This is a genomic window from Dermacoccus sp. Ellin185, assembly GCF_000152185.1.
GTDB classification, from domain to species: domain Bacteria; phylum Actinomycetota; class Actinomycetes; order Actinomycetales; family Dermatophilaceae; genus Dermacoccus; species Dermacoccus nishinomiyaensis.
The window spans coordinates 74642-89268 of the sequence record NZ_AEIQ01000064.1 but is presented as its reverse complement, the minus strand read 5'-3'; the positions used below and the strand labels follow the sequence as shown (position 1 = coordinate 89268).

Here is a 14627-nt window from a genome sequence, read left to right as displayed (position 1 = left end):
GATGCCCGCAGGGTCGCCGCGAATGGCCGCTATCGGTGGCAGATGCCAGGATGGCGAGCATGACTTCCGTCGTCTTCGTCTGCTGGGGAAACATCTGCCGCTCACCGATGGCCGAGCGCGTCGCCGCGAAATATTTCGCGGAGCACGGGCTCGGTGACGTCGAGCTGACGAGCGCCGCCACGTCGCGCGAAGAGATCGGCAACCCCATCGACCCGCGCGCCGTCCGTGAACTCGAGAAGGCCGGGTACGACGCGTCGAACCACGCGGCGCACCAGATCACGCGCGACGAGATCGACGCCTGTGACCTCGTCGTCGCGATGGAGGACATCCACCTCGAGCGCATGCGCGACATCTACGGTGGCGAGCTGCCCGACCACGTCGTCCTACTCACCGACTACGACCCGCAGGCGAACCCCGGCGACGGCGTGCCCGACCCCTGGTACGGCGGCCAGGACGGCTTCGTCACGACCCTCGCGACGATGGAACGCGCCATGCCCGGCCTCGCCGACGCGGTTCGCACGATCAAGCAGAGCTGACGGCGCTCAGCGCACGAGGTCGGTCTGCACGAGCGGCCCGGTGGGGGTGCTGCCCGGCGTGCCCGACGACGTGCCGTCCAACGTCGCGATGACGCGGCGGGCGTACGTCGGGTCACCCATCGCCTCGACGAGCAGCTCCTGCCACCCGAAGTCGGTCGAGCTCGCCATCGCCTCGTCGAGACCACCGATGAGCAGCGCGCCGGTGGCGCGACGCTTCGTGCCGACGACACGCTGCTCCATCCCGACGGTGAGCACGCCCGGCAGGCTGCCGGCCTTGAAACCCGCCGCGACGTCACCGCTCGCGGGCTGCCATTGGAGGTGGCGGCGCATGACGTCGGCGCCGGCGATCGAGCCGGCGGCGACGCGATCGTAGAGACGGACGAGGTCGTGGGCGCTCGTGCGTGTGCCGTTGCCCTGGGCCCGCACGCGCAGCCGCTTGAGCGCCGGCGCGTGGGCAGCGCCGTCAGCTGGGTAGTACCAGCGATCCCAGTCGCAGGGTGACGCGCGCGTCAGGATCGAGTCGGCCGCGGCTGACGGCCTCCGCGTACGCGACGAGGTGGAGCGCCTTGATCGCCGACGCCGACTGCTGCGGCGAGCGCGCCGGCAGTGTCGCTCGACAGGGCTGCGGTCATGGCGTCGCGGCGCGAGGGACCACGCGATGGTCATGTCACGCGAGCTGTTGCGCCGGGGACCTTTCGAGGCGCACGCTGTGTTGTACGAGTCAAGAGATCCATCGACGCAGGGAGACCACGATGTCATTCATGGACAAGATCAGGGCCAAGGCCACCGAACTCGGCCTCGACGAGAAGGCCGCCCTCGCCAAGGAGAAGGCCGCCGCGGCAGCCGACGCCAACCGTGACAAGATCGCCGGCGCCGTCGACAAGGCCGGCGCCACCGTCGATTCGAAGACGGGCGGCAAGTACAGCGACAAGATCAGCAAGGCTCAGGGCGCTGCGCTCAAGGGCGTCGACAAGGTTGCTGAGCAGGGCGCGGGGGCAGGCGCGGCAGCAGGTGCGGGCGCCGGCACGACGACGGGTTCGTTCGGCGAGACGGCCGTCGGCTCCGAGCGCGCCTACGACGCCGACCTCGCGGCCGGCGCACAGGACAGCGGTGAGACGGCGACGCAGCGCACCGTCGGCCAGGACGGCATGTCGGCGGCTGATGACCAGTCGCGCGGTGAAAACCCGGTCGAGCGCGCCATCGGCGCCGACGCACCGTCGTCGTCGCTCGACCCGAACACGTCGTACCGGGGCGAGGGTCTCGAGTCGGCCGGCTCCGAGGGCGACTTCGGTGGCGAGCGCCGCGCCAACACGAACGGCGACGGCGAGACGCCGATGCGTCGCGGCGGAGACGCTCCGCAGAGCTGACGCGAGCGCGCGACGCCCGTGGTGGGCGGCACTGAGCGACATTCCCCAAGGGTGGTGGTGCCGGGTCTCATGGCAACCTGGCCCCATCGCCCCACTCGGATCTGCCCGCGCCGTGGCAACGTCCGTCTGCCGAACGAATGCCCCTTTGGGGGGCACCGCCAAGGGATGAAACCATGGCGGGCATGGACCCCCGGATCAGCCTCGCGCCGCACATGTGGGACGGCCAGCACGAGCTGCGGTGGTCTATCGAGCGCATTGCCGACGAAGCCCTCGACCGCGCGGGCGTCGAACTCGACCCGCGCGGCTACCTCATCGGCATCCCTGACGGCGACGATGCGCTGCCCGTCCTCGTCGACCCACAGCGCGACGCGTTCGACGTCACCCGCCTCGAGAATTTGCACCCGCACTTCACGTCGCTGTTCGAGGAGCGTCGCGCGCGCATGTGCCCGTCGCGCACCGACGATGAGTCGACGGCGACCTGGCACCCCGACCACTACCTCGCCGCTCTGCGCGAGGGGTGCCGCCGCGACGTGATGCGCGAGGCCCTGACGCGTGCGGCGACGTTCGCCGACCGCGTCGTCCATGTCGGCATCAGCATCGTCGTCGGCGACTACCGCGTCTTCCCGGTGCTCGCGGTGCTGCGCGACCCTGCGAGTGAAGTGCCGCGCCTACGCACGACGCTCGCTGACGGCCTCGGCGTGCCCGGCAACTTTCCCGAGGCCGTCATCGACGACGTGCTGCGCGCCGCGAGCCACGAACTCGACCGCGTCCACCCCGGTTCGCTCATCGGCCTCGACGCCGGCGCTGTGCTGCGTTCGGCGGCCGACACGTTCATCAACGGGTGCGCCTCACGCGCCGGGCAGAAGTTTCCGCACGGCCTGCGCGACGCGTGCGACGCCGTCAGCGCGCAGACGTACGAGGGCCGCGCGAGCCTCGGCTCCGTCGTCCTCGCCCCCCAGGGGCACCCCGACGTCGCGTGCGAGGTGACGTTCGAGCACGACGTGCCCGTCGGCGTGCCACGCTCGTTCCGCAAGGCCCTCGAGATGACGGGCCCCGGCTTCGAGCTGCTGTGCGACGGGCGCACCGTCTACGGCATCGGGCGCATGCTCGAGGGGTACGCCCCGGCGACGGAGGAGGTATTCGAGATCAAGGTCGTCGGCAACGGCGCGTGGGAGCTGTGGCACGCCGACACGCCGTTCCTGCGCGTCGACAACGGCGAGCCGAGCCTGCCGCGCGACGTCATCGACGTCGAGACGTTCGCGCACGCCGTCAACCGCGTCTTCCCCGACGCGCTCAGCGAGCACGTCGACGCGCTGTGGGGCATGACGCAGGCCTGCGTCCGGCAGCAGCACGGCACGATGCTCGTCGTCCACCCCGACGCGCGCCGCGAGGGGGAACGCCTGCTGCCGCAGGCCTACACGATCGAGCCCACGCACCTGGGCGCGCACGCGTTCGATGCGCTGACGAAGATCGACGGCGCTGTCCTCGTCAGCCCTGACGGCAAGTGTCACGCCGTCGGCGTCATTCTCGACGGCGCAGCCACCGGCACCGGCGACATCTCACGCGGTGCTCGCTACAACTCCGCCATCCGGTACCTCGCAGGGCGAGGCAAGGGCTCGATGGTCATCATCGTCAGCGAGGACGGGCGCGTCGACATCCTGCCGCACGTGGCGCGGCGCGTGCGGCGCGCGTCGGTCGAACGCGCCGTCGCACAGCTCGTGCGAGCCGCCGACGGCACGACCGACTACGAGAAGTTCTCGCGCCTCGACTCGCGTGCCGCAGCGCTCGAGTTCTACTTCGACGCCGAGCAGTGCGAGGCCGTCAACGAGGCCCGCGAGAGCGTCGAACAGCAGCGCTGGGCCGAGGAGCGTGTGCGCATGCAGGTCGTGCCCATCGCGCCGCACCCGGCCATGGACGACTCGTACTTCATCTCACCGGGAGCCGAAGGGCCCCCGGCCCCGCCGAACTGAGCGTGCCGGCCCGCAGCGGCGTCCCCGTTAGGCTCGGGGACATGAACCTCGAGAAAGTCGTCTTCGGCTTCTTCGTGCTGCTGTCGGCCACGATGAACTTCGGTTTCTTCATCGGCGACATGGCCGAGCCGAAACTGCACAACATCAACGAGCTGTACGTCGCGATCTTCGTCAACCTCATCGCACTCGTGCTGAAGTTCGGCGACCGCACGCAGATCGGCGCCGTGCACCTCGCGACGTCGCTCGTCGCCGTCCTGCAGCTCGTCGCGGCGGCCGCGTACTACGTCCTGGCCGGCGGCTATCACAACAGCCCCGGGACGACGGCGAGCATCGTCAGCCTCTCCGGCGGCGCGCTGCTCGCGAACATCGTCTCGGTCGTCCTGCTCGTCTCGGAGACGATCTCCTACCGTCGCCGCTGAGCCATGAACAACCTGCTCGCCTTCCTCGTCCGACGCCCGACGCGGCACACTACGCGCGTGCGGCGCGCCGTGGAGATCCCCGACGAGGCGCCGTCGACGGACGCGATCTTCATCGTCATCCGACGCATGCGCGCGCCGCTGATCTTCATCATCACGGTGTTCGCGATCTCCGTGCTCGGCCTGACGCTCGTGCCCGGCCGTGATGAGGGCGGCCACACGACGCACCTGAGCGCGTTCGAGGCGTTCTACTTCATCTCCTACACCGCCTCGACGATCGGGTTCGGCGAGATCTACCCGTTCACGACGCCGCAACGCATGTGGGTGACGGTGTGCATCTTCATGACGGTCGTCGGATGGGCGTACGCGATCGGAACGCTGCTGTCATTGCTGCAGTCGGCCAGTTTTCAGCACGCGCTCGCGATGCAGCGCTTCCGCGCGAAGGTCAAGCGCATCCGTGAGCCGTTCCTCATCGTCTGCGGGTACGGCCAGGCGGGGCGTCAGGTCTGTCGCGAGCTCGACTTCCAGGGGCGCCGGTTCGTCGTCATCGACCGGCACGAAGGGCGCCTCGACCGCATCATGACCGACGAGCTGCAGAGCGAGGTGCCCGCGCTCGAGGCGAACGCGAGCCTGCCCGCGGTACTCGGCATGGCGGGCCTCGCCAACCAGCACTGCGACGGCGTGCTCGCCCTGACCGATGACGACACCGACAACCTCGCCATCGTCATGAACGCCACGGTGCTGCGCCCCGGCATGAGCGTCATCGCGCGCTGCACCGACGCGCGCGTCGAGGAAAGCATGCGCGACTTCGCACCGAACGCCGTCATCAACCCGAGCGACCGCTACGGCGCCTACCTCGTGCTCGCGCTGCAACGGCCCGAGACGTACCGGCTCGTCACGTGGCTGATGGACCCGCGCGACCTGCCGCTGCCGCCGCGGTACGAACCGAAATCGGGCGGGACGTGGGTCGTCGCCTCCGATGACGACTTCGGCGCCGAGGTGTCGAACGACCTGCATCGCGCCGGCATGCACGTCGTCATGGCCGACCCGGAAGAAGGCCACCCCGACGTCAGTGGCGCGAGCGGTTTCATCGCCGGTACGCGCAACGACACGACGAACCTCGCCCTCGCCGAGCACGCGAAGCTCGAGCGCAAGGACCTGTTCGTCGGCGTGCGCCAGCAGTCTGACGCGCGCGCGTCGATCATCACGGCGCTCGGCATCGACTCGGTGTTCACGCCCACCGAACTCGTCGCGCAGGAGAGCCTCGCGCGCGTCATCACGCCGCTGTTCTGGAGCTTCGTCGAATACGCGGTGACGCAGCCGGAAGAGTTCGCCGAGCGCCTCCTGACGAACCTGACGAACCGCTGCGGCGACGTCGCGAAGGACCGCGCGATCATCGACCTCTCCGCGGCCGGCTCGCCCGCGCTGCATCGCTGGCTGCTGCACGCCGAACTGACGATCGGACAGCTGCTCGCCAACCCCGACGACCGCGACTCGAAGCTCCCGCTCGTCGCGCTCATGCTCATCCGCAACGGTGAGCACATCTACGCACCCGACGACACGATGACGGTGACACCCGACGACCAGGTGCTCGTCGTCGGCCACCACTGGGGCCTCGAAGCACTCGTGCAGACACAGTTCAGCGACGCCTCCGCCGAATACATCGCCACCGGCGTGCAGGTGCCCGAGACGTGGGTGTGGCGGCGTCTGAACCGGTCGAAGCGGCGCAGTCGCTCGCGTCAGCCGGTGGGGTGACGGGGTTCGGGCTGGTCGTCCGGGGCTGACAGGCTCGGGGTCGTCGATCTTCGCCCGAAGACGCGTCGGATGTGACGCGATTCCGGGCAATCAGGCCGGGTGGTCGGGGGCCTCCCATTCGCGACGCAGCAGCGAGTAGAGGCAAGCGTCGACGAACGCGCCGTCGATGACGCCGTCATCGACGAAGTAGCCCTCTCGCCGGAAACGCAGCTTCTCGAGCACGCGGCCTGACGCGACGTTGCCGGCGAAGACGTCGGCCTGCACGCGGTGGACGTCAGGGAGGCTGAACGCGTGGTCGACGAGTGCACGCACCACTTCCGTGCCGATCCCCTGGCCGGCGACGGCATCGTCGAGTGCGTAGTGGATGCGCGCGACGAGATGCGGTGTCGGAGCGTCGTCCTTCGTCCAGGCACGGGTGATCGCGAATCCGCAGTCACCGATCACGTGCCCCTCCCGTTCGACGACGAACTGGACCTCGGATCGTTCGTCGCTCGGCTTCGTCATGCGATCGATGCGCCGCTGGAACTTCTCCCGAAGCTGCGCTGAGGCGAGGCCGCCGTGGCTGAGCCAGCGGTAGACGTTCGGGCGGGTGCGGTAGGTGACGACCGCGTCGATGTCGTCACCCGTCATGACGCGCAGGACGGTGCGCCCGGTGACGAGCGGGTGTCTCGGCGCTGCCGACGGAAGGGTGGTGCGGCGCTGTTCGCGGGGTTCGGTCACCGTCCTGTTGTACCGCGAGACGCCCGCCCGCTCTGCCCGGCCCCAGCCCGTGGGATCGGCTCTGGCGCGCCGCCCGTCGGCGGTGGCTGGCGAACGTGGACGAAAATCGCAGATGTGTACGGGGTGGGCGCCCTGGTGTGGTGGGGCAGGCGCGAAGGCGCATGATGCGCGGGCCGTCGACGAGGGCTGACGCTAGGCTGACGGGCGAAACGAACCGCTACAGAAAGGCATCATCATGTCGCTTTCCGAGAAGCTGTTGCAGCCGGCCGTGCGTCCCGCCGTCGCGAAGGATCTCGCTGCCACGATCGACTCCGAGGTCTCCGGCAAGAAGGGCCTGAGCGGCGCCGCGATCAAGACGGCGTACGCGGGCGCGAAGAAGAAGGTCGACGTTGCGTCGGCGCTCAACGACAACCTCGACCAGATCGTCGCGATCTTCGACCCGTACTGGGACGCCTTCGGTGGCCAGGGCGACTTCGGCGCATACCTCAAGGGTCGCGGCGACGAGGTGAGCGCCGACATACTCAAGATCGCCGATGCGCGCGCCAACTCGACGTCGCGCGACCAGATCGCGAAGGTCTACGGCACGTTCCGCGGCAAGGCCGCCGACATGATCAAGGACGCGCTGCCCGCCATCGGCGCGACGCTGCAGAAGCACGCCGCCTGACCGGCCCGCTCGACGCTCCCGTATCTGACGGTGCGGGGGCGTTCGCGTCTCGGGCTTCGGGCGTGCCCCTCCGAGGTCACTGCGGTGTGGGCGGGCCTGGCACCGACGGCAGGCGGGCTCGAGACCGTCGAGCAGCAACTGTCTGACGGCGGGGATGCCCTCCCACCAACCGCCGGCGTCAACGGTCGGGATGCTTTCGTCAGGCTCATCCTCGGGTGCGCTGACGTCGAGCCACTGACGCTGCCAGTCGGTGAGGTCGGCGTCATCGGTGTCATCACGACCGACGTTGTCAGCATCATCTCCGCCATCGGTGGCTCTGCCGGCAGGCGACTCGTTGCTCACTGCCGTTCTCGCCCAGGCAAACCCGCCGTCAGCAGGCGCCACCGTCGCCACGTGCGCGTCATCGACGTCGGCGGCCTCACCGCTCAAGCGCGCGAGCACATCCGGACGCGCCTCGACCCGCCGCGCAGATCCGCACCGCTGACGATGCAGCGGGCGGCGAGAGCGTCGAGGGCCTCATCGATGGTCGGGGCGACGACGGCGTCGTCGATGACGCTCTGTCGGATGAACCCGGCGTCCGCCAGACCCTGCACCGCGTCGAGCAGCGGGCGCCAGAACCCTTGTACGTCAAGGAAACCCACCGGCTTGTCGTGGTAACCGATGGTGCGCCACGTCCAGACCTCGAAGATCTCCTCGAGCGTGCCGAGGCCGCCGGGCAGCGTGAGAAAGGCGTCGGCGCGCGTGGTCATGCCGGCCTTGCGCGTATGCATCGTGTCGACCTCGTGGAACTCCGTGAGGTCGTGCCGCCCCCATTCGCGCTCGACCATGAGCGACGGAATGAACCCGACGACCTCGCCCCCGGCGTCGAGCGCGCCCTGGCTCACCGCACCCATGAGGCCGCCGCCGCCCGCGCCGTACACGAGCGTCAGACCCCGTTCGGCGATGACTCGCCCCGCGTCGTACGCCGCGTCCATGAGCGCCGGGTCAGCGCCCGGCGTCGACCCACAGAACACGGCGACGCTGTGCATCGTTCCGGCGTTCGCGCCCGCTGAAGTCGACGACGCCGCGGTCGGCATCGCCGCGATGCGGCCCGATGTGGCGGCGCCCATCCCGCCGCCATGCACGGCGTCCGCGCCCCTCGCGTCGCCAGGGGCCGTCGAACCGCGGACGGGTTCGTTCGCGCGCTCGCCGTGGCCGTCTCTCGCGCCGGTTTCACTCATGCACTCACCCTAGAGCCGAGCGGTGACAACGCACCCTGCCTGCTGGGCGAGCGTCCGAGTGGACTCCGCGCCCCGCGTCCTGACACCGTGACGGCGTGCCTTCCTCCCGCCCCATCGACGACCTGTTCACGTTCACCCTGCGCGCCGGAAGCATGTTGCTGCGCAACGGATCTCCGTCGGCCAACGTCACCCAGGCCATGCTGACGATCACCCGCGTCAACGGTTTCGCGACCACGACGGCGAACGTCACGATGGGTCAGATCACGCTCAGCTACACGCCCGCGGACGACGCGACACCCGTCACGCGCGTCCAGACCGTCGGCGCGGCCGGCCTCGACGTGCACGTGCTGACGGTGCTCGAACACATCGTCGAGGATGTCGTCACCTCACGCATCGACATCCGTGAAGCGCTGCGACGTCTCGACGAGCTGGAGGCCGAACCGCCGCAGACGCGCACTCTCAAGACGCTCGGCACAGCGGCGATGGGCTTCGGGTTCGCGTGGCTGCTCGGCGGGTCGCTGGGCGTCTGCCTCATCGCGACGGTGTGCGCCGTCATCATCGACGTCGTCAGCGCCTGGCTCGCACGCGTGCAGCTGCCGTCGTACTACGGACGCGCGATCGCCGCCGGGCTCGCCGTCGCGACAGGTGCGGTGCTCGTCGCAGTGTTCCCGATCGGCTCGCCGGGCGTCATCATCACCGCCGCGCTCGTGACGCAGCTGGCCGGCAGCGCCTCCGTCAGCGCCATCCAGGACCTGTTGACGGGCTGGTACCTGACGGCCTGCGGGCGCCTCATCGAATCGACGATCCTGACGCTCGGGCTCGTCGTCGGCGCCATCGGCGCGGTGTACGGCGTGGCGCACGTCGGCGTGCATCTCGACATCGAGAAGACCGGCAACGGCAACCCCGTCGCGTGGCAGACGACGCTCGCCGCCGCGCTCATCGCCATCGGATTCGCGCTGCTCAGCCACGCACGCTGGCGCCACCTGCCGCTGTTCGCGCTGCTCGGCGCCGCGGCGCGCGCCATCTACCTGCTGCTCAGCGCCGCCGGGATCTCCAACTTCACCGCGACGAGCGTCGCCGCGATGGGGCTCGGCATCGTCAGCGTCGTCATGGCACGCCCGACGCACCTGCCGACGTCCGGCGCCCTCGACGTCGCCATCTCGCCGCTCGTGCCGGGCATGGTGCTCTACAAGGGGTTCGCCGCGCTCGCCACGCACTCGGGTAGCGCCGGCGCGTACCTGTTCGAAGCGATGGCCGTCGCCCTCGCCATCGGCACCGGCGCCGTCCTCGGGCAGTTCATCGCGAGCCGATCCCTGTGGAGCGCCCGCAGCGTCCAGTACAAGCACGCGTCGCAGCACGGCGACGCCGACCTCGACGACACCGAGTTCGCCGCCAAGGGCCTGTCGACACCCGACTTCCGACGTCCGTTCATCGACCACGGCGGTGAAGCGCCTCGGGGGTGACGGGCTGGTGAGGCGGAGTTACCCGCCATCCGGCCGTTGCCCGATGGTGCGTGTGCTGGTACTGGTGCTGGTGCGTCAGGCGAGCATCTTCTCGAGGGTGTTGAGGTTGCGCGTGGTGGTCGTCGACTTCCAGCGCGGGCGGGCGAGCACCTTTGCGACGGGCGACGTGGTCGTGGCGCCCTTGAGGGTTCGCCAGTAGAGGTCGTCGCCGGCGGCCAGGACGTGTTCGTCGCAGGGGTTGGCGTCGATGGCGGCCTGAGCGTCGTCATAGGCGGGCGCGCCCCCGAGCACGACGTAGCGGTGGTGGGCGTCGTCGGGCGTGAACGGCCAGGCGTCGACGATGTTCGCGAGCTCGTCCGCGTCACGCACGAGAACGTAGGCTTCGTAGCCGAACTCGTCGCTCAGGACACGCTCGGCGAGTGTCTTGAGGTCGTCGGCGGGGCCGTCGAACGCGAGACGGACGTTGCCCGTCGCGAGCCACGTCGTCACCTCGCGGGCACCCGCCTCCGTCAGCACTTCGCGCAAACGCGGCATGGGCACGCGCACGCCCCCGACGTTGATGCCGCGCAGGAACATGACGTAGGTGCTCACAGCTCGATCCTGCCACCCGACGTCGCGTTCGCCGCCGAAGCCGAGGGCTCGGGGTGAAGGCGGGCGAAAATCGCACATGTGGACAGGAATCGCCGTTGTGGACGCCGTTCACCGATGGGGGCAGGAATCGCAAGGGTGGACGGGAGTGCTCAGGCGTCGTTGCGGTGAGCCTCGGTCGAGGTAGCCGCCGTGTCGTCGGCATCGTCGGGGTCATCGGGGTCGTCGTGTTCGGCGAGCCCCTGCTCGGCGGCCTCGACGATCTCTTCGTCCGAGCCACCCGTGAAGCCGTGACGGGCGAACGCCGCGACGAGCACGATCGCTGCCACCGCGAGCGAGAACCACAGGTTCTGCGATTGGCCGTCGTCGAACGCCATCATGACGAGGATGAGCAGGATGAACGCGATCGTCGCGTACGTCAGCCACGGAAACAGCCACATGCGCACCCGGACCGTCGTGCCTGCCGCGTCCATCGCGCGGCGCGAGCGCAGCTGCGTGAACGAGATGCACAGGTACACGAACAGTGCCGCGCATCCGGCCGTCGACAGCAGGTAGGCGAAGATCTTGTCGGGCAGCACGTAGTTGAGGGCGACGCAGAAGAAGCCGACGACAACGCTCGCGAGGATCGCCGCGACGGGCACGCCGCGCTTGTTCGTCCGCCCGAACGACTTCGGCGCGTCACCACGCCGGCCCAGGCTGAACGCCATGCGGCTCGCGGTGTAGAGCGCCGAGTTGAGGCAGCTCGCGACGGCCGTCAGGATCGCGAGGTCGAGGACGGTCGTCAGTCGGCCGAGCCCGATCGTCTCGAGCGTGTACTGGTACGAACCCTTGGACGCGAGGTCGGGGCTCGTCCAGTCGACGAGGCACACGACGACCATGATCGAACCCAGGTAGAAGATCGAGATGCGCCAGATGACGCTGTTGACGGCCTTGCGGATGCCGCCGACGGGGTTGTTGGACTCGGCCGCGGCGATCGTCACGATCTCGGTGCCGAGGTACGTCGTCGTGGTCGTCAGCATCGCGGCGAAGATGCCGCCGACGCCGCCACCGAAGAACCCGTGGTCGGTGAGGCCGTGCACGCCGGAGACGTCGCTCGTCGGCAGGATGCCGAGGATCGCCAGTACGCCGAGCGCGATGAACCCGATGATGATGACGACCTTGATGAGCGCGAACCAGAACTCGAACTCGCCGTAGTTGCCGACGCTGACGAGGTTCGTCGCCGTCAGGATCGCCGTGATGAGGAACGCGAACACCCATTGCGGCCAGTCGATCCAGTTGTGCAGGATCGTCGCGCCGGCGGTCGCCTCGACGGGGATGATGAGCGCCCACGCCCACCAGTACAGCCAGCCGATCGAGAACCCGGCCCACTTGCCGAGCGCGCGGTCGGCGTAGACGCTGAACGAACCCGTATCCGGGTTGACGGTCGCCATCTCGCCGAGCATGCGCATGACGAGGACGACGACGAGACCGGCCGCCGCATAGCTGATGATGGCGCTCGGGCCGGCCAGCTGGATCGCGTTCGCCGAGCCGACGAACAGGCCGGCGCCGATGACGCCGGCGATCGAGATCATCGTGACGTGACGCGGTTTCAGCCCCGATTCGAGGGCGCCCAGTGGGGCGTCGTCGGTGGGCGGCTGGGAGGACGATTTCGACGGTTCGGGCGAGACGGGCGAGGCCCGTCTGTCGCCACCGGCTTGAGTCGACATGTCAACACCGTCCCCTGTTCAACGGGTGATTGCCACTCGGACGGTCGGCGAGTCCGGGATGTGACGCACGTCCGACCCGGGACGAGTGGGGTGAGAACGAGCGAAATGGTCGAACACGAGCGCTGTGCCGCTCGCATTCGAACATTTCGCTCGATGTCTTCGGGGTGCCCCCAGCCAGATGGACCTACGGGCCCGATCTACGGCGTCAGTTCAGGCGGTCGAGCCAGGTGCCGTCGCGCAGGTCGGTGATGGCGTCGACGACGTCGGTGGCGCCCGCGTCATGCATCTCGGCGGCGGAGAAACCGCCGGTGCGCAGCCCCATCGTCGACATGCCGGCCTTCTTGGCGGCCTCGACATCCCACGTCGCGTCGCCGATGAGGACGCCCTTCGAGCCGCCTGCCTCCTTCAGCGCGACCTCGAGGATGTCGGGTTCGGGCTTGCTGTTGTCGGCGTCGTCGGAGGAGGTGACGGCGTCGAAGTCGTCGCGCGTCAGCCCGACCTTCTCGAGCGCGGCGTCGGTGAACTCCTCCTTGCCGCTGCTCGCGAGCGCCACCTTGTAGCCCTTGCTGCGCGCGGCGCGCACGGCGTCGGCGGCGCCGTCGAATCCGCGCACCTCGGGCAGGAGCTTCTCGTACTCCTCCTCCCACGCGTCGCGCAGGTCGCCGCCGTGCTTGCTCTCGACGTCGTCGCCGACGAGGCTCGGGACGAGCTGGTCGCCGCCCATGCCGATCGAGCGGTGCACGCGCCACAGCGGCGGATACAGGTCGAAGCGCGCGAACGCGCGCGCCCACGCGATGGCATGGTGGTACGTCGAGTCGATGAGGGTGCCGTCGACGTCGAACAGGACGGTGTCGACGGCCCAGGAAGCCTGCTGCGAATCGTCAGTCATCCCACCATCCTTGCCCGTTCGCAGCACCCGACGCAATGAACGCGGCGCCACCGCGACCGGCGCCGGGCGACGGCCGGTTCAGCGGCGCAACGTGCCGAACACTGTCGCAGCAGTGGCGATGATGCTGAAGAACACCACCATGACCAGCCCCCACGCCATGTAGGACCCGACGTTGACCGCGTCGATGAGACCGATCAACGCGCACAATCCCGCCGCGACGACAGCGCCCCACAGTGCTTTCGGCGGGAGCTTCCCGGCGAGGAACGCCCCGACGAGACCCGCCGCCGCCAATGCGAACAGCAACACGAAGACGCCGTCACCGTTCATTCCCGACGCGGAGATGCCGAACACACTCGCCCAGGGGCCGATGCACCCCAGCATGACGAACAGCTGGGCGAGGAGTGAGGCCGCCAGCGCCGAATTGCCCAGGTGCAACGTGCCGTCGGGCTGGCGCAGAGGGGCCGCCCCCTTCGCGGGCGCGCCCTTGGTGTTCCAGTTGGTGGGGGCACCCTGAGCATTCCATGGGTTGCCCGGCGCAGCGCCCGGGCCCCGTCCGTCCGAAGCGCCCCACGGCACCCCTTGCTGACCGTACTGCCCGCCTGCGGATTGGTCGTACTGCCCGCCTCCAGCACCCTGCTGCCCCTGGTACCCGGGCGACGCATGCCACTGACCGCCTGACGAGAAGGGCGCACCAGCCTGCTGGTCGTGGGGAGAGTTCTGGAACCCGTGGTTCGAGAAGGCGTGGCCCTGAAGACCGTACTGCTGACCCTGCTGGTGGGCATCGTGCTGTCCGGGTTGAGGCTGCTGCTGCCCGTATGGTCGGCCGTCCTGCCACGCTGCGGAATGTGGCCCGCTCGTGTCCTGCCATCGCTGTGAATCATGGGACTCGCCCTGCTCTGCGTAGGTCGCGCTCTGCTGTCCGTAGCTCTGGCCCTGAGACGTGTGAGACGGGTACTCGCTCGCCGAATCACCTGTCCTTCCCTGCGGACCGCGCTGCTGGTGCGCCTGGGCGTAGCCGCCGTCGAGTCGTGCATCATTCTGGCCAACCGATCGATCCGGCGTGTCGTTGCGGGCGACTTCGCGCTCGGAAGCGCCGTCGATGCGGGACGAGCCGCCCGTCGGGGTGGTGTTGTCGGTCATCGGACTGCCTTTGCTGTCGAGTGAGGTCGGGCGGGGTCGCGACCCCGACCAGTATGACGCCGCTCACGCTCGCGAGGTCAGAAACGTCCGCACGTGAAAGCATTCCGGCCGGCTAGGTAGCGGCGCATCATTGCCCGAGAACGCGTCAAGCACGACGCGATTTCGGGCAATGATGCTGCGACGAGGGTGCGAC

General features: G+C 69.2%; 14 protein-coding genes. 7 read left to right on the top strand and 7 right to left on the bottom strand.

All coding sequences use genetic code 11. The annotated features are described in order from the left end of the window. Positions 1 to 59 precede the first annotated feature (59 nt). On the top strand, positions 60 to 536 hold the full coding sequence (locus HMPREF0321_RS06435) for a low molecular weight protein-tyrosine-phosphatase (RefSeq protein ID WP_006945043.1): 477 nt from the start codon (positions 60 to 62) through the stop codon (positions 534 to 536). A 6-nt stretch (positions 537 to 542) separates the two neighbouring features. On the opposite strand, the gene HMPREF0321_RS06430 is transcribed toward HMPREF0321_RS06435, so the two are convergent. Next, positions 543 to 962 carry a hypothetical protein gene (locus tag HMPREF0321_RS06430; RefSeq protein WP_006945067.1) on the bottom strand — a complete coding sequence of 140 codons (420 nt, stop codon included), beginning with the start codon at positions 960 to 962 and terminating at the stop codon, positions 543 to 545. Positions 963 to 1297: 335 nt separating this feature from the next. Between HMPREF0321_RS06430 and HMPREF0321_RS17020 the strand changes: the two genes are divergently transcribed. The 4 genes from HMPREF0321_RS17020 to HMPREF0321_RS06410 all read left to right on the top strand — a co-directional run bounded on the left by HMPREF0321_RS17020 (position 1298) and on the right by HMPREF0321_RS06410 (position 6044). Beyond that, positions 1298 to 1903, top strand: a complete 606-nt coding sequence (locus tag HMPREF0321_RS17020; RefSeq protein ID WP_006945049.1) for an antitoxin — start codon at positions 1298 to 1300, stop codon at positions 1901 to 1903. A gap of 182 nt (positions 1904 to 2085) precedes the next feature. Next, the gene (locus tag HMPREF0321_RS06420) at positions 2086 to 3873 is read left to right on the top strand and encodes a DNA integrity scanning protein DisA nucleotide-binding domain protein (RefSeq protein ID WP_006945087.1); all 1788 of its coding nucleotides are present in this window, start codon (positions 2086 to 2088) and stop codon (positions 3871 to 3873) included. Positions 3874 to 3914: 41 nt separating this feature from the next. Continuing rightward, complete coding sequence (locus HMPREF0321_RS06415; RefSeq protein WP_006945029.1) at positions 3915 to 4292, top strand: DUF6394 family protein; 378 nt, start codon at positions 3915 to 3917, stop codon at positions 4290 to 4292. A gap of 3 nt (positions 4293 to 4295) precedes the next feature. Further along, a complete protein-coding gene (locus tag HMPREF0321_RS06410; protein ID WP_006945168.1) occupies positions 4296 to 6044 on the top strand; it encodes an NAD-binding protein in 1749 nt (582 codons plus the stop codon). A 90-nt stretch (positions 6045 to 6134) separates the two neighbouring features. On the opposite strand, the gene HMPREF0321_RS14810 is transcribed toward HMPREF0321_RS06410, so the two are convergent. After that, positions 6135 to 6764, bottom strand: coding sequence for a GNAT family N-acetyltransferase (locus HMPREF0321_RS14810; protein ID WP_006945032.1), 630 nt, complete (start codon positions 6762 to 6764; stop codon positions 6135 to 6137). Between the two features lie 235 nt (positions 6765 to 6999). Here HMPREF0321_RS14810 and HMPREF0321_RS06400 point away from each other — a divergent pair, with 235 nt between their 5' ends. Next, on the top strand, positions 7000 to 7428 hold the full coding sequence (locus HMPREF0321_RS06400) for a hypothetical protein (protein ID WP_006945141.1): 429 nt from the start codon (positions 7000 to 7002) through the stop codon (positions 7426 to 7428). Between the two features lie 425 nt (positions 7429 to 7853). On the opposite strand, the gene HMPREF0321_RS06395 is transcribed toward HMPREF0321_RS06400, so the two are convergent. After that, positions 7854 to 8648: a TIGR00730 family Rossman fold protein gene (locus HMPREF0321_RS06395; protein ID WP_006945177.1), complete on the bottom strand. Its 795-nt coding sequence runs from the start codon at positions 8646 to 8648 to the stop codon at positions 7854 to 7856. 95 nt (positions 8649 to 8743) lie between these two features. Here HMPREF0321_RS06395 and HMPREF0321_RS06390 point away from each other — a divergent pair, with 95 nt between their 5' ends. Beyond that, entirely contained in the window at positions 8744 to 10111 is a 1368-nt protein-coding gene (locus tag HMPREF0321_RS06390; RefSeq protein WP_006945152.1) for a threonine/serine exporter ThrE family protein, read from the top strand. Between the two features lie 75 nt (positions 10112 to 10186). Here HMPREF0321_RS06390 and HMPREF0321_RS06385 read toward each other — a convergent pair whose 3' ends face one another. The 4 genes from HMPREF0321_RS06385 to HMPREF0321_RS06370 all read right to left on the bottom strand — a co-directional run bounded on the left by HMPREF0321_RS06385 (position 10187) and on the right by HMPREF0321_RS06370 (position 14434). After that, complete coding sequence (locus HMPREF0321_RS06385) at positions 10187 to 10702, bottom strand: DUF1697 domain-containing protein (RefSeq protein WP_040014596.1); 516 nt, start codon at positions 10700 to 10702, stop codon at positions 10187 to 10189. Between the two features lie 149 nt (positions 10703 to 10851). Further along, a complete protein-coding gene (locus HMPREF0321_RS06380; protein WP_006945063.1) occupies positions 10852 to 12405 on the bottom strand; it encodes an amino acid permease in 1554 nt (517 codons plus the stop codon). A gap of 205 nt (positions 12406 to 12610) precedes the next feature. Next, positions 12611 to 13294: an HAD family hydrolase gene (locus tag HMPREF0321_RS06375; protein ID WP_006945178.1), complete on the bottom strand. Its 684-nt coding sequence runs from the start codon at positions 13292 to 13294 to the stop codon at positions 12611 to 12613. Between the two features lie 78 nt (positions 13295 to 13372). Beyond that, positions 13373 to 14434: a DUF5336 domain-containing protein gene (locus HMPREF0321_RS06370; protein ID WP_040014595.1), complete on the bottom strand. Its 1062-nt coding sequence runs from the start codon at positions 14432 to 14434 to the stop codon at positions 13373 to 13375. Between the last annotated feature and the right edge of the window lie 193 nt (positions 14435 to 14627).

Excerpts from the sequence above, each read along its gene's own strand:
- HMPREF0321_RS06370 (WP_040014595.1), bottom strand. The coding sequence starts at position 14,434 with ATGACCGACAACACCACCCCGACGGGCGGCTCGTCCCGCATCGACGGC.
- HMPREF0321_RS06410 (WP_006945168.1), top strand. The coding sequence starts at position 4,296 with ATGAACAACCTGCTCGCCTTCCTCGTCCGACGCCCGACGCGGCACACT.
- HMPREF0321_RS17020 (WP_006945049.1), top strand. The coding sequence starts at position 1,298 with ATGGACAAGATCAGGGCCAAGGCCACCGAACTCGGCCTCGACGAGAAG.
- HMPREF0321_RS06395 (WP_006945177.1), bottom strand. The coding sequence starts at position 8,648 with ATGAGTGAAACCGGCGCGAGAGACGGCCACGGCGAGCGCGCGAACGAA.
- HMPREF0321_RS06420 (WP_006945087.1), top strand. The coding sequence starts at position 2,086 with ATGGACCCCCGGATCAGCCTCGCGCCGCACATGTGGGACGGCCAGCAC.
- HMPREF0321_RS06380 (WP_006945063.1), bottom strand. The coding sequence starts at position 12,405 with ATGTCGACTCAAGCCGGTGGCGACAGACGGGCCTCGCCCGTCTCGCCC.
- HMPREF0321_RS06435 (WP_006945043.1), top strand. The coding sequence starts at position 60 with ATGACTTCCGTCGTCTTCGTCTGCTGGGGAAACATCTGCCGCTCACCG.
- HMPREF0321_RS06415 (WP_006945029.1), top strand. The coding sequence starts at position 3,915 with ATGAACCTCGAGAAAGTCGTCTTCGGCTTCTTCGTGCTGCTGTCGGCC.
- HMPREF0321_RS06375 (WP_006945178.1), bottom strand. The coding sequence starts at position 13,294 with ATGACTGACGATTCGCAGCAGGCTTCCTGGGCCGTCGACACCGTCCTG.
- HMPREF0321_RS06400 (WP_006945141.1), top strand. The coding sequence starts at position 7,000 with ATGTCGCTTTCCGAGAAGCTGTTGCAGCCGGCCGTGCGTCCCGCCGTC.